This is a genomic window from Sphingobacterium sp. WM (genome assembly GCF_029542465.1).
Classification (GTDB): domain Bacteria; phylum Bacteroidota; class Bacteroidia; order Sphingobacteriales; family Sphingobacteriaceae; genus Sphingobacterium; species Sphingobacterium cellulitidis.
In genome coordinates, this window is sequence record NZ_CP120709.1 from 1452487 (window position 1) to 1465950 (window position 13464).

Sequence of the window (13464 nt, forward strand, 5' to 3'; positions counted from 1 at the left end):
AAATTGTATTTTTAGAAAAGGCTTCAAATTGGACATAAAAATTGATAAACCTAAATCTTTCAAATTGAATTATTATGAGTGAAAAATTTCTGATAGATGAACAAACCCTGAAGGATTTACAGCTGAGAGACCGTCATAGTCGGACGCTGCTACAGTTTTTTGATAATACCATTACGGACGGGGGGATGTTTTACTTAATGGATATTTTCTATGATGCGGTTTTGGATATTGATATTATCAAGGATCGACAGATGAAGATCCGTCGGTTGGAGCCGGTTGCTGATGAGGAATTTCTATTCTATCGGGTAATTATCCAGGATTTGGAGAAATATGTAAAGTCTTCACATTCAGGTCGCGCAGCATCCTTGACACTAATGGATTTTATTGGAGTAAAGGCTCCAGCCTATTACTATAAGAAAAGATCTATTATAGAGGCTTGCGAATTTATGATCAAGTGCCAGAATTTTTATAAGAAAGTTAATCAACATGCCTTTTATCAGGACGTAGACGATATGATCCAGTTAATTGAGGAATGTTTATCCATGGTTTTCAAGAAAAAAAATTATGATGTTGAGAAATTAAAGATCAATATTTTCAATATTGAGAATTTTGATAAAATGATTCGGTATACCTTGGCGCCGCAACTGAAAAAGATCATTTCATTTTTTTATGAGATTGATGCTTTTTTATCAGTTGCTAAAGTTTCGAAAGCACATGGATTCTGTTATCCGGAGGTTTATCCAAAGAATCAGACCGGGGTAATTGAGATGGATGGGGTTTATCATACCTTTCATAAGAATCCGGTCAAGAATGATATTCGGATGGAGCGAGGGAAGAAGATTTGGTTTTTGACGGGTGCTAATATGGCGGGAAAATCATCCATCATCAAAACGATTTCTACAGCTTTGTATTTAACCCATATAGGCTTTCCAGTACCAGCAGATGCTATGCGGACAGATTTAATTGATGGGGTTTTTACGAGTATTAATTTGCAGGATAACCTGGATCTTGGGTATAGTCACTTTTATGTGGAGGCCATTCGATTGAAAACGATTGTTGATCAATTGCCAAAGAACTCCAATGCGGTTATTATTTTGGATGAATTATTCAAGGGAACCAATCATATTGATGCCTATAATGCCATTTTAAAAGTATTAAAGAATCTGGCTGATGTGGATGGGCCTTATGTAATTGTTTCCTCGCATATTACCGAGCTAGCCAAGGAGCTTGTCGAGATTCCTTCGGTTGGTTTTTATAAAATGCTCATTGAAAATGATTCAGAAGGACTGCCGATTTTCACCTATAAAATTAAGGAGGGAATAGCAGAGGAAAAATTAGGCATGTGGTTGTTGAAGAAAAGTGGAGCGTTTGACTCCATCGATAGGCTTAAAAGTTAAAGTTTAATTGGGAATTGCTTCCCAATACGACTTGAGCTAGTAACATAATTATTTCATAAAAATACCTCTAAAGATGTTAGGGGTATTTTTATATTCATTAAATTTAAGGGTATTAATACCATTTTCGATGCTTTAAAAAGCATCATAAACCTAAACTTAATTTAATGAAACCATTCTTTTCACCATTAGGTTCAATTCTGTTCATTCTACTGTTCAGCTTTATGTTGTTGCCTACTCGCGTCGTATCCCAGACCAAAGGGAAAATTGAAATTGGGGTTGGGCTATATTCCTTTAATAAGTTTCCATTCAAAGAGGCGGTTCAGATGTCCAAACAGGCAAATGTCCGGAATGTGGAGGGTTTTTCCTTTCATCAATTGGGGAGAGAATTCGGTAAATCTTTGTTTGTAGATCTGACAGATTCAGAGCTTGCTAAAATGAAGGAAATTCTGAAAACAAATAATATCCAAATGCAGTCTATGTATGTTGATGCAAAAACTACTTCAGATTGGGAAAAGGTTTTTAAACAAGCGGATAAATTGGGCTTAAAATATCTTGTTGGGGAGCCGGATCCGCAACTATTGGATGTTGTAAATAACCTTGCCAAGAAGTATGATTTGCCATTTGGGATTCATGAGCATGCGAAAGGATTAAGTCATTATTGGCATCCAGATTCGGTATTAACGGCTATCAATGGACGTTCTCATCTCAAGGCCTGTGCTGATATTGGACATTGGGTTCGGAGTGGGTTGGATCCGGTTGAATGTTTGAAGAAGTTGGAAGGAAATATCTTAAGTCTTCATGTGAAAGATCTAGATTCAGCGGGGAATCCTAATGCCAAGGATGTTAATGCAGGAGCCGGTGTTATTGATTTTGATGCCGTGGTTTCGGAATTAAAAAGACAAGGTTTTGTAGGGGATGTTTTTATAGAATGTGAACATAATTGGGATAATAATTTAAAAGACGTAATAGAATCAGTAAATTATATGAATCAAAAGACCAAATTATAAGCAATGCTTGAATCGAAGAGAATTGAAATGTTAGATTTTCCGATTTGCCAACATGGGGAAGGGCCGATTTGGCATTCAGCAAGGCAATCGGCCTTCTGGGTGGATATACTTTCCGATCAAATCATTGAATATTCTTGGGCAAACAAAACAATTAGTCAGTATGCTGCACCTAAAATGGTATCTGCCATTTTTGAAATCGCGGATGATTTATCGAACCTGATTATTACGTATCAGGGTGGCGTCGGGATATATGATCTGCAAACCCAGCAAGTGGAACTTCTTGATGATTTGGGAATTGAATGGCTTGAAACCCGCTGTAATGATGCTGCCATTGATCCAGATTGGAATTTATGGTTTAGTACGACTCATATTGATCATCAAGAAGCTGCCGGTGTCTTATATCGTTATGATTCCTATGGCAAGTTGGATAAGGTTTTATCCGATGTGAGTATTTCCAATGGGCCATGTTGGAGTCCTGATGGGAAGTTTCTTTTCCATACAGACAGTGGTTATAGAAGAATAAATAGCTATGAGTTTCAGGGGGCACATCTAAAAGCATTACCTTTTCAAATTGATGTTTCAGAAGATGTTGGTTTTCCAGATGGGATGTGTATGGATTCGGATGGGGTTTTATGGGTTGCTATCTGGTCAGGATTTCGGATTGTGGGAATAGACACAAATAAATTGACAGATAAAATAAGTTTTCATCAAGAGGCAATTGGGAATTCCTCTTGGTTGGTTCAAGACGTTCTAGATTTGCCAATACCGCAGGTTTCTTCCTGTTGTTTTGTAGGACCGGATTTAGATCATTTATTAGTTACGAGTTCTCGGAAAGATTTGAGTCAAGAGGATTTAGAAAAATACCCCGATAGCGGGAAGGTATTTATTATCAAAATGAATTCAAAAGGGTTAGCATTGGCGCCCTATAAAAAGAAATTTAAGCTATAGCATATGAAACTAAGAAGCAAAGAATGGTTTGCTCGGAAGGGCAAAGATGGTTTTATTTATCGTGCCTGGATGAAGAACCAGGGGATTCCGGCGGATATGTTTGAGGGGAAGCCGGTTATTGGCATTTGTAATACCTGGTCGGAATTGACTCCATGTAATGCGCATTTACGGGATTTAGCGGAAGCTGTAAAGAAAGGAGTCTTGGAAGCTGGCGGCTTTCCATTGGAATTTCCGGTCATGTCATTGGGGGAAACCTTGATGAAACCCACTGCCATGTTGTTCAGAAATTTGGCGAGTATGGATGTTGAGGAGTCCATCCGAGCCAATCCGATAGATGGGGTAATTCTACTATGTGGGTGTGATAAGACTACGCCTTCATTGGTAATGGGGGCATGCAGTGTGGATTTACCTACCATTGTTGTTTCTGGGGGTGCTATGTTGACGGGGAAATATAAGGGCAAAGATATAGGCACTAGTGATTTATGGCGATTTGCGGATGAGTCGAAGAAAGGCTTGTTGTCGGAGGAGGAGATGAATATGGCAGAGGCAGGTATGTGTCGGAGTATAGGTCATTGTGCTGTTATGGGCACAGCATCTACCATGGCCGGCATGGTGGAATCCTTAGGTTTGACTTTACCGGGGAATGCGGCAATTCCAGCTGCAGATTCCAATCGGAAAGTATTGGCGAGAATGTCGGGAAGAAGGATCGTTCAGCTGATCAAGGATGATGTTAAAATGTCGGATATCCTCAAGCGGGAAGCCTTTGAGAATGCGATTAAGGTAAATGCTGCTATTGGCGGATCTACGAATTTTGCTATTCATTTAATGGCCATTGCAGGAAGAATAGGTGTTGAATTAAATCTGGAGGATTTTGATCATTTTTCAAAAGATATTCCATTGGTAGCAAACCTTCAACCTTCGGGGAAATACTTTATGGAAGACCTGTATTATGCAGGCGGCATTCCGGCGGTGATGAACAGCATTCAAGCAGCCTTAAACCTAGATGTTTTGACGGTAAATGGTCGGACCATCGCAGAGAATATTGCAGATCAGGTCAGTTTAAATGATGAAGTTATTTCAAGTACCGATCAACCTTTTAATCCCAGATCGGGGATTGTGGTGTTAAAGGGGAATTTATGTGAGAATGGTGCTGTAATAAAGCCTTCAGCAGCTACTCCGGCATTGATGAAGCATCGCGGAAAAGCCGTAGTATTTGAGAATATTGAGGACTACAAAGCTAAGATTGATTCTCCGGACCTGGATGTAGATGCGAACAGTGTTTTGGTTTTAAAAAATGTGGGACCAAAAGGATATCCGGGGATGCCAGAAGTTGGGAACATGGGTATTCCAAAGAAGTTATTGGAAAAAGGAGTCAATGATATGGTTCGCATATCAGATGGGCGGATGAGTGGAACAGGCTTTGGAACGGTTGTTTTACATGTTTCACCAGAGTCGGCCATTGGCGGAACCTTAGCATTGGTGCAGGATGGAGATGAGATTGAATTGGACGTAGAAGCTAGGAAGCTCAATCTATTGGTTGATGCAAAAGAGCTGAATCTGCGAAAACAAAATTTAAAACAGGATTTTAATGTTTATAGTCGTGGTTATTGCAAGTTATATGTAGACCATGTTGAGCAAGCCCATTTGGGTGCAGATTTGGACTTTCTAAAAGGTGGATCTGGCAGTGAGGTATTACGCGATTCACATTAATCAAATAAGATAATAGGAATGGGAAAAAGAAGATTTGAGAATAAAACCGCCATTGTTACGGGTGCAGGAAAAGGGATAGGTTTTGAGATGGCCAAGAGTTTATTGGAAGAAGGTGCTAAGGTGATTTTGAATGATGTGGAGGAGGCATTGTGTGAGGAGTCGGCAAGAAAATTATCGGAGTTTGGGAACTGTTTAGCCTTTCCTGGCGATGTAGCAACAGCAGAGTTTAATCAGGGACTTGTTGATTTTGCCGTTTCAAAAACTGGGGGATTAGATGTGGTAATGGCTAATGCAGGGATCACCTTGTTTGGTAGTTTCTTGGATTATCAGGCGGAAGATCTTTATAAGGTTCTCCAAGTGAATATTGGAGGTACTTTCTTTTTGGCGCAGGCGGCAGGTAAGTATTTTATTGCGAATAAGAGAAGAGGATCGATATTATTTACGTCCTCGGTAACCGGGCATCAAGCACATAAAGATTTAGCAGCTTATGGGATGACCAAAGCAGCGATAGAATTATTGGCGAAGCATTTGGTTTTGGAGCTTTCGCCATATGGAATCAATGTGAATGCCATAGCTCCCGGAGCGACGCTGACAGAGCGGACTTTGGAAGACCCGGAATATAAGCGGATTTGGGCTAATTTAACGCCTATAGGTTCAGCAGCATATCCGATTGATATTGCTCAGACGGCATTGTTTTTAGTAAGTGAAGATGCGAAACATATCACTGGTCAAACCTTAGTGGTTGATGGGGGCTGGACTTCAGTGAGTCCCTCGCCATTTGAATAGTTAACTCAGTTTAGGATTTTAATTAAAGCATATAAGAAATTTGATTATGGAAAATCGAAAATTAAGGATGGGTATGATTGGAGGTGGACAAGGTTCCTTTATTGGGGCTGTTCATCGTTCAGGGGCATTGTTGGATGGTAAGATAGAGTTAGTTTGTGGAGCCTTCAGTTCAAGGCCAGATGTTGCAGAGCAATCCGGAAAAGATTTAGCCATTCCATCGAATCGGGTTTATACTTCATTTCAGGAAATGATTGAGAAGGAAAAAGAACTTCCGGAGGATGTCAGGATGGATTTTGTGTCTATTGTTACGCCGAATCATATGCATTTTGAGCCAGCAGTTCTAGCCTTGAGAAATGGTTTTCATGTGGTTATTGATAAGCCAATAACCTTTACTTTGGATGAGGCGAAGGAGTTGGCTAAGGTTGTAGAGGAAACAGGTTTGATGTTATGTTTGACCCATACCTATGTTGGATATCCCATGGTTAAGCAGGCGAAGGATTTGGTTGATAAAGGAGCAATCGGGCCTATCCGGAAGATCTATGTGGAATATCCTCAAGGTTGGTTGAGTAAAGGGATAGAAAATTCCGGTAGTGTGCAAGCGGCTTGGCGTACAGATCCAAAGAGAAGTGGTAAAAGTGGTTGTATGGGCGATATTGGAACGCATGCGGCTCATTTAGCGGAGCATATTTCAGGACTAAAGATTACCCATCTCTGTGCGAATTTAAACATTTACGGCAAGGACAGAGTGATTGATGATGATGGAGATATTTTATTAAAGTTTGAGGCGGGTGCTACGGGTGTATTGAGTGCTTCTCAAGTAGCGACTGGGGAGGAGAATGCCTTAAAAATCCGAATTTACGGCGAGAAGGCAGGCTTAGAATGGCGCCAAGAGGAACCCAATACCTTATTAGTTAAATGGGTTGATCAACCTATTCAAATTTATAGGACTGGAGGAAATCAGGTTTATCAGATGTCACCCGGGACAGGAGCATTTACGCGGACACCTACCGGTCATCCAGAGGGTTATATTGAGGCCTTTGCCAATATTTATCAATCCTTTGCCGTTCGGTTATTGCAACGATTGACAGGAGTGGAGGAAGAGATTAATTTTCCGGAATATCCGAATATAGAGGAGGGGATTCGAGGGATGTTATTTATTGATCGGGTTTTGGAGTCCAATGAATCCGAGCAAAAATGGACAAGATTTTAATTGATAAGACTCATCGAAAGATGAGTTTTTTTATTAGAAGTTCTGCAGAATCACTAAAATTTTAATCAAAATGAATGTCCTGAAATAACTAAATTTTTCATTCAAATTTAGTTGATTAATTAATACGTCCATGAATCATTTTTTTATTAAATTTTTAATCAAGTTTGATAATAAAAATTCTATAAGTTTTTAATAATCAATATGTTGTAATTACTAATAATGCGTATTTACATTGAATTGCTTGATTAGTTTCCTTATCTTTATCTATAAAACTAATCGATTATGCTAAGCAGAAAAGAATGTCAATTGGCCCTGAAAAGGTGGCAAACTGCCAAGGGTGATATTGATGAAGTACTTAGGCTAGTCCCTTCACACTATGTATTTACAATTTCGGGGAAATCTATAGAATGGTTGAATAAAAACAATGACAATGATCGGTTCCATGCCTATATAGGTGTTCATAATAATCAATCGGTCATGATGTTATTTCCCTTGGATTCCTCAGGTGGAGAATTGCGATTGCCAGAATATGCGGTTTCTTATTTGGAGCCTTTGAGCTCGGAGTTGAGGTTTGTGGAACAGGAGGTAAAGACAGTAAGGAAAACTGTCGTATTATCTACGGATTTACAAATAAGTTCGAGAGAAATCACTGAGACTCGGCCATTATATCAACATGATATTGAGTGTCAGGATACGATTTTAGAGCAGGTTGAAGATTGGCGGAATGATTCGGCGGACTGGTTTTTCAAGCAAATCAGTGATAGTGGAGGTGCTTCCATTTTCAATGTATTTAATATTCCGATTGAAGATATTTCAGAGGGATGCACCGAGATTACAGGATTGTTTGCATTCAAATATTCAAAGGTTTACGGTCAAATATTGCCTACTATTATTTTTGTTCATCATGCTAGTAAGGTTTTAGAGAGCCAAAAGTTGCATTCGGTCCAGACGAATTTATATAACTGGTCCCAACCTTGTCCGCCATTTTGCAGGCCTAAGGGTGGTTTTACATTACTTGAAGATTAATTATGTTCTTTCTGTACTTGACAATTGGTCTCTCCAATGTCATGTTGTTGTTAGCGAGTCTTTGGAATTTGAAGTATCATTTTGATTTTTCAATTCCATCTAGAAATCTTAGATATTTTCTATTATTTCTTTTGGGAATAGAAGTGATTTCCAAATTATTGATTTATGTTTTTCATGCTGAGAAAATGGAGTTTTTGTTCAGCATATTTGTCGCAGGCGAACTATTATTTTTAATAAATTTTACCAATAGCATAGTATCTAAGAAAAACAGAATTTCGGTGTTTTACATTGGTTTACTGTTATTTTCAATAGGGTCAGCGCTTATCCATACTTTTTTTCAAGAGGTTTCTTGGGTGATTTGGATAAAGCCGATATCCAACATTATTATAGTTTTTGAATTAGGTAGGTGTTTATTATTTGCATTAAAGTCAGGTTTTAAGGGAACAAATCCCGGATTGTTCAATGTTTTATTTGCCCTGTTGTTTTATTATTTTGTGTCAACGATTTTGTTTTTGATTCTACACCAATTGAGCACAATAGGAATAGAAAAAGCTGCTTTTTTGTGGTCCATAAATAACCTACTGTCCATAAGTTTATATGCCGTATGTCTTTATTATTTTTATTCTTTTCGAAAATCTACCTGGAAATTTATGAGCTAATCATACTATTGATTTTAGCTTTATTCATTGTTCTATTTGTTATCGTATTATATAACCAATATTATAAAAAGATTCAGGAGGAGAATGATTTAAGGCATCAACAAGAGCTTCAATTTCAGACAGAGGTGAGGACGCTTGCCATCAAGACCCAAGAGGAAGAGCGAAAGCGAATTGCGCGCACCCTTCATGATGAAATAGGTAATAAATTACAGGTTTTAAAGCTTAATTTGATTTCGGAACGAGAACGAATAGATTCCGTTCAGTTTGCAGGGTTAAATGAGAAGGTTGAGTTATTGATTGATTCAGCTCGAGAGATTTCCCATCGGATGTATCCAGTGAATTTGGAGTATTTTGGGTTGAAGCTAACCTTGGAAGAAATGCGGGAAAATCTTGTAGGCTATGATTTAGAGTTAGTACTGCTAAGACCCTATCAAGAGCGACCTATAGAATTTGAGGTTCAGATATATAGGATTATTTTAGAATTTGTGAGCAATACCATCAAGCATGCCAATGCGGATAAAATCAGCATTCAAATACGGGAGGGGTTGAAATCACTTTGCATTTTATTAAAGGATAACGGGGAAGGATTTTCATTAGAAAAAGGAAATGGGATGGGGGTTTCCAATATGAGCAATCGAGTGGATTTGCTGCATGGACATTCTAAATTGAGTTCATTTCCCAACAAAGGGACAAGGTTAATCATGGTATTTCCAAAATCAAATTAATTTATGAGTATGATGAAAATTGGGTTAATGGATGATGAATTGCTCTTTACGGAAGGATTAAGTCTATTAATTGAGCGGATTCCGGATTGTCAGGTGGTCTATAAGAATAATAATCCAGCGACCTTGATTCAGGATTTCAGAGATCTAAAGGAGGAGGAATTGCCGGATATTTTGCTGTTGGATATACAGATGGAGCCTATTTCGGGTTTGGTTTTAGTAGAACAATTGCTGCCAAATTTTCCCAATATAAAAATATTGATTTTGTCTTCTCATTATAAGTCCAATATGATTGGCCATATGTTGAAGCTTGGGGTTTCTGGATTTTTGCCGAAGGTTGTTGATTTAGAAGTATTAAAACTTGCCTTAAAAACAGTTTATCAAACTGGGGTTTATGTTTCGGCGGCAGATTATCAATTATTACATCAATATTTAAACAATCCGAATAAGAAAGTATCCTTTGATTTAAAGGATCAATTGACGGATCGAGAGGTGGAGGTCATCCGATTAATATGTCAGGAATTTACGAATCAGGAGATTGCTGATCAATTATTTTTAAGCAAAAGGACTGTTGAAAGTCACCGGCAACGGGTATTGGATAAATTAGGTTTAAAGAATACGATAGGCTTGGTGATTTATGCCTTGGCGAATGAAATTTTTGTACCCAAGAAGTAAGGATTCCGTATAAATACGGAATCGGTACATACCGTGTTGTTGCTCTATTATAAGCGAATTTGGAGCATTAATTTTGATATATCAAGTTCAAAGAGGACTTGAGTGGTTATGTTGAATTAATGCTTCTACTATTATGCTTATTGAAATGGAAAGAGTAATTAAAAAAGTAAATGGACAAGGAAAGGATCTCAATCCTTACGACTCACATATGACGACATATATCAATACAATTGTTGCTTACAGTTATTTATACAATGATTATTTGGAGGAGTTAAAATCCGATCGTACAGAAAGACGGCTTCGAGCCGATCAATTTTGGCTGGAAAATGTCAGTAAATTGGAAAGGAACATAAAAACTGCATTCAAAAAGCTAGTGAATAATCGCAGTCAATTTGTTGGTCAAGCCGTTCAAATTTTTGATAGAACCATCCGCGATAAACATCGCATTAACATCTACGGCTTAGCCGAGGGTAAATAAAATTTTTGCCAAACCAATTAAACTCAGGTTCTGAGCAGCAAGAATTAAAACCTGAGTTATTTTAGATTAAGTAATATTCAAAAGGTTCTTTACCGACAGGTTAGGAATCTTTTTTATTTTACATGATTGAATATTATTTTTTGGTTAAATTAGATGTGATATAAATAACTAACCAAATGAATAATAAACCAATCCAATTATTAAGGAGAATATTCCTTTGTATTTTCACTATGTCATTTATTTTCATGGGTAATGTTATGGCCCAAGAGGCCCCGAATAGTGCTACTATAGATTCCTTAAATAAAGAATTGGCATCAGATCCTCGATGTATTTCCTGTTTATTAAAAAGAGGGTCCGAATATATGGTTATAGGGAGTTTTGACCAAGCAGTTTCTGATTTACGCAGGTGATATCGCTATCTGATACCTCCTCAGTGGGGTATTACAAAAGGGCTGAAGCAAAGATATTTACTCAAGATTTTGAAAATGCCTATGCAGATGCTGAGAAGTCCATTCAGTTAAATCCCAATAACAGTTCGCCTTATCTTACCATTGCTGTTATTGAGGTGATGATGCAGGAATTTGAGAAAGGGATGGTTTCCATCAATAAGGTTATTTCCTTGGAGCCTGAGAGCGAGCGTGCTTATCTATTGCGTGCCTATTTATTTAGTGAATCAAAAAACTATAAGGCGGCAATTCAAGATTTTGATAAAGCCATAAAATTAAATCCGAAAAATAGTGAATCCTATAGCAATAGAGCCGCGATGTATTATTATGATAAGGATTATGATCATGCATTGATAGATATCAATCAGGCTATTGAATTGAATTCCTCGGATCCTGAGCTCTTTCAGAAGCGAGGTGAACTGTATAAAAAATTAAATAAAAACACAGAAGCAGAAGCAGATTTTGCAAAAGCCAAAGCATTGAAAGCATCAAATGTGAATTAATTTGAGGATAATCTATTAGTTGATGATTTTTGCATCGGGATCTTTATGGATTTTTGCTAAGTTATCCTTCCATTTCTTTAGTTCTTCAGGAGTGAGCCTGGTCCAATCTTTGACTTCCGCAATAATTTTTAGGGGCTGTTTACTTCGGTAAGACTGTGTAGGATTGCCAGGAAATTTCTTATCAGTAACATTGGGGTCATCCTCAATTTCCCCAGTTGCCTCCACTAGATATACCCTTGGCTCAGCATCACCCGGAGCGAGTTCTGCAGCTAAACCTGCACCGTTAGGCAGGGCTGTGAAATAAATATGGTTCATAATTACATTTGGATGGTAGTTTGAATTTCTTCCAGCAGTTAATAAGTCTCCAATTTTTAAATCGGCTTTAGTTCCATGGTAAAATTTAGGGTGTTTTCCCTTGAAATCCTTTGCATACATAGTTAGTAGGGTTATAGAGTTTATCATTTAGGTCACTAAGCATGATAAACGGTTTATTTTGGGAAATATTATCAAAGTTAATTTCGGAAAAGTTTAATTTCGGGAAAGCAGAAATGGCAAAAAAACCATTGAAAATATTGGGTTTTTGAGATGCAAACCAAAAGGTAGCAGAGCCTCCATTTGACATTCCACACAAATATATTTTAGAATGCTCAAGGTGATACTTCATTCTAACTTCATTTACAATATTCAAGATGTTTTCAAAAGCTTCTTTTTGATTTACCTTTCCAAAATCTTCAGTTAAAGGAGAACCTATTTTTTCAGTTGCTGATTCTTTAAATCTATTGATCATCTTTCCTTTTGGGAAGACAGCTTTAAAATCAAGACAGGAAAAATTGAAGAAAAAGGGTACTATTATTAAGAATTTTGAGCATAATCAATCTGATCGACTTAATAATCTAAAGAAACGGAATGAACAGTTAGCTGAAGCCAGAGAGAAGCTGTTAATTGATCCAAATTATAGGGAGCAAATTTTTGCTCAACGTTTTGAAAAGGCATTGGAGGAGGTAGTTAAAGAAGTGCAACGTAAAGCTAGAATAAGGGGAGCTGACAAAGGACTAGTTATCGATGAGGCTATTCGGAAATACATGAAGGAGGTTGACCATAGGATTGTTTGGGAATTTTAGACACCTATTCTGGAGGGAAAAGAGAGAAAATTGAGAATACTTTAGCTGAGATGGGAAGAAATAGAAAAACAGGAAGATAAGGGAGTTGTATTATGTATTTTACAATATAAGCATCATTAAAAGTATGAAAGGTAAAATCGCAGATTAGACAAAAATAAAAAAGACTATGCGAGAAATAGTTGGAGCATTGCTGTAAATGAATTTTTATTTCAAAAAAGAGCTCAATTATAAAAATACAACTGAACTCCAGAAATTAATTTCAAGTATTTTTCTGAGGATTATTAGAGTTTTTCTTATTATCGTAATATTGTACAGATATAGTAAATAACAACGAAAGAAAAAGCCCTATTAATATCCAATTTTCTTCTTTTTCTGAGTAATTGCCATATAGGTACATATACAGATTCATAACCAAAAACAATCCTGTAATTACTATTGAAATTATTTTTAATAGTTTCATTTTTAACTTAAAGCGTTATATATTCCATAAACTAAACATCCTCCTGTTACAGCTAACATAGCTCCCCCACAACAGGGTTATGAGCGAATAATCCTGCTGCATCGCCAAGTCTAACTGCTGCGACACTCGAATACGCGAAAATTAACAATAATAAAGCAACATAGTTGTTCGGAATTGGAAGACCTTTCTTTTTTAACATAAAATATCTGTAACAGAAAATGATTAGCCCTACATTTTAATTGAGTTTTTAATTAAACTTAATTAAAATGGTTAATAATAAATTGATAAATAATTACACCCAAGTTTACGGTTTTTT

The 13464-nt window shown here is 37.2% G+C and carries 15 protein-coding genes; 12 read left to right on the forward strand and 3 right to left on the reverse strand.

Features of this window, described 5'->3' with window-relative positions:
* Positions 1-74: 74 nt before the first annotated feature.
* From PZ892_RS06175 to PZ892_RS06225, 11 genes are all read left to right on the forward strand, one after another.
* Positions 75-1397 (forward strand): hypothetical protein, encoded by a 1323-nt coding sequence (locus tag PZ892_RS06175; RefSeq protein WP_277712473.1) that lies wholly within the window; start codon positions 75-77, stop codon positions 1395-1397.
* 164 nt (positions 1398-1561) lie between these two features.
* Entirely contained in the window at positions 1562-2404 is an 843-nt protein-coding gene (locus PZ892_RS06180) for a sugar phosphate isomerase/epimerase (protein ID WP_277712474.1), read from the forward strand.
* Positions 2405-2407: 3 nt separating this feature from the next.
* Complete coding sequence (locus PZ892_RS06185) at positions 2408-3352, forward strand: SMP-30/gluconolactonase/LRE family protein (RefSeq protein WP_277712475.1); 945 nt, start codon at positions 2408-2410, stop codon at positions 3350-3352.
* Between the two features lie 3 nt (positions 3353-3355).
* A complete protein-coding gene (locus tag PZ892_RS06190) occupies positions 3356-5062 on the forward strand; it encodes an IlvD/Edd family dehydratase (protein ID WP_277712476.1) in 1707 nt (568 codons plus the stop codon).
* 18 nt (positions 5063-5080) lie between these two features.
* A complete protein-coding gene (locus PZ892_RS06195; protein ID WP_277712477.1) occupies positions 5081-5848 on the forward strand; it encodes an SDR family oxidoreductase in 768 nt (255 codons plus the stop codon).
* Between the two features lie 46 nt (positions 5849-5894).
* Positions 5895-7058, forward strand: coding sequence for a Gfo/Idh/MocA family oxidoreductase (locus tag PZ892_RS06200; RefSeq protein WP_277712478.1), 1164 nt, complete (start codon positions 5895-5897; stop codon positions 7056-7058).
* Between the two features lie 282 nt (positions 7059-7340).
* Positions 7341-8084, forward strand: coding sequence for a hypothetical protein (locus PZ892_RS06205; protein WP_277712479.1), 744 nt, complete (start codon positions 7341-7343; stop codon positions 8082-8084).
* A gap of 604 nt (positions 8085-8688) precedes the next feature.
* Entirely contained in the window at positions 8689-9468 is a 780-nt protein-coding gene (locus PZ892_RS06210) for an ATP-binding protein (RefSeq protein WP_182498896.1), read from the forward strand.
* A 3-nt stretch (positions 9469-9471) separates the two neighbouring features.
* Positions 9472-10140 carry a response regulator transcription factor gene (locus PZ892_RS06215; protein WP_182498895.1) on the forward strand — a complete coding sequence of 223 codons (669 nt, stop codon included), beginning with the start codon at positions 9472-9474 and terminating at the stop codon, positions 10138-10140.
* 145 nt (positions 10141-10285) lie between these two features.
* Complete coding sequence (locus PZ892_RS06220) at positions 10286-10618, forward strand: hypothetical protein (protein WP_144043689.1); 333 nt, start codon at positions 10286-10288, stop codon at positions 10616-10618.
* Between the two features lie 433 nt (positions 10619-11051).
* Positions 11052-11567, forward strand: coding sequence for a tetratricopeptide repeat protein (locus tag PZ892_RS06225; protein ID WP_277712480.1), 516 nt, complete (start codon positions 11052-11054; stop codon positions 11565-11567).
* Between the two features lie 15 nt (positions 11568-11582).
* Here the strand turns inward: PZ892_RS06225 and arr are convergent, their stop codons facing one another.
* Together arr and PZ892_RS06235 are read right to left on the reverse strand one after the other, a co-directional pair.
* The gene (arr, locus tag PZ892_RS06230) at positions 11583-12002 is read right to left on the reverse strand and encodes an NAD(+)--rifampin ADP-ribosyltransferase (protein WP_277712481.1); all 420 of its coding nucleotides are present in this window, start codon (positions 12000-12002) and stop codon (positions 11583-11585) included.
* On the reverse strand, positions 11968-12354 hold the full coding sequence (locus tag PZ892_RS06235) for a prolyl oligopeptidase family serine peptidase (RefSeq protein WP_277712482.1): 387 nt from the start codon (positions 12352-12354) through the stop codon (positions 11968-11970). The genes arr and PZ892_RS06235 overlap by 35 nt, the downstream gene beginning before the upstream one ends.
* 43 nt (positions 12355-12397) lie before the next feature.
* Between PZ892_RS06235 and PZ892_RS06240 the strand changes: the two genes are divergently transcribed.
* Entirely contained in the window at positions 12398-12688 is a 291-nt protein-coding gene (locus PZ892_RS06240; protein WP_277712483.1) for a hypothetical protein, read from the forward strand.
* Between the two features lie 512 nt (positions 12689-13200).
* Here PZ892_RS06240 and PZ892_RS06245 read toward each other — a convergent pair.
* On the reverse strand, positions 13201-13347 hold the full coding sequence (locus PZ892_RS06245) for a hypothetical protein (protein WP_179221449.1): 147 nt from the start codon (positions 13345-13347) through the stop codon (positions 13201-13203).
* Positions 13348-13464 lie beyond the last annotated feature (117 nt).

Bases quoted from the DNA above. Each gene is read 5' to 3' on its own strand.
- PZ892_RS06195 (WP_277712477.1), top strand. From the start codon at position 5,081: ATGGGAAAAAGAAGATTTGAGAATAAAACCGCCATTGTTACGGGTGCA.
- PZ892_RS06185 (WP_277712475.1), top strand. From the start codon at position 2,408: ATGCTTGAATCGAAGAGAATTGAAATGTTAGATTTTCCGATTTGCCAA.
- PZ892_RS06200 (WP_277712478.1), top strand. From the start codon at position 5,895: ATGGAAAATCGAAAATTAAGGATGGGTATGATTGGAGGTGGACAAGGT.
- PZ892_RS06245 (WP_179221449.1), bottom strand. From the start codon at position 13,347: ATGTTAAAAAAGAAAGGTCTTCCAATTCCGAACAACTATGTTGCTTTA.
- PZ892_RS06190 (WP_277712476.1), top strand. From the start codon at position 3,356: ATGAAACTAAGAAGCAAAGAATGGTTTGCTCGGAAGGGCAAAGATGGT.
- PZ892_RS06180 (WP_277712474.1), top strand. From the start codon at position 1,562: ATGAAACCATTCTTTTCACCATTAGGTTCAATTCTGTTCATTCTACTG.
- PZ892_RS06220 (WP_144043689.1), top strand. From the start codon at position 10,286: ATGGAAAGAGTAATTAAAAAAGTAAATGGACAAGGAAAGGATCTCAAT.
- PZ892_RS06205 (WP_277712479.1), top strand. From the start codon at position 7,341: ATGCTAAGCAGAAAAGAATGTCAATTGGCCCTGAAAAGGTGGCAAACT.
- arr (WP_277712481.1), bottom strand. From the start codon at position 12,002: ATGTATGCAAAGGATTTCAAGGGAAAACACCCTAAATTTTACCATGGA.
- PZ892_RS06210 (WP_182498896.1), top strand. From the start codon at position 8,689: ATGTCTTTATTATTTTTATTCTTTTCGAAAATCTACCTGGAAATTTAT.
- PZ892_RS06175 (WP_277712473.1), top strand. From the start codon at position 75: ATGAGTGAAAAATTTCTGATAGATGAACAAACCCTGAAGGATTTACAG.
- PZ892_RS06215 (WP_182498895.1), top strand. From the start codon at position 9,472: ATGAGTATGATGAAAATTGGGTTAATGGATGATGAATTGCTCTTTACG.
- PZ892_RS06235 (WP_277712482.1), bottom strand. From the start codon at position 12,354: ATGATCAATAGATTTAAAGAATCAGCAACTGAAAAAATAGGTTCTCCT.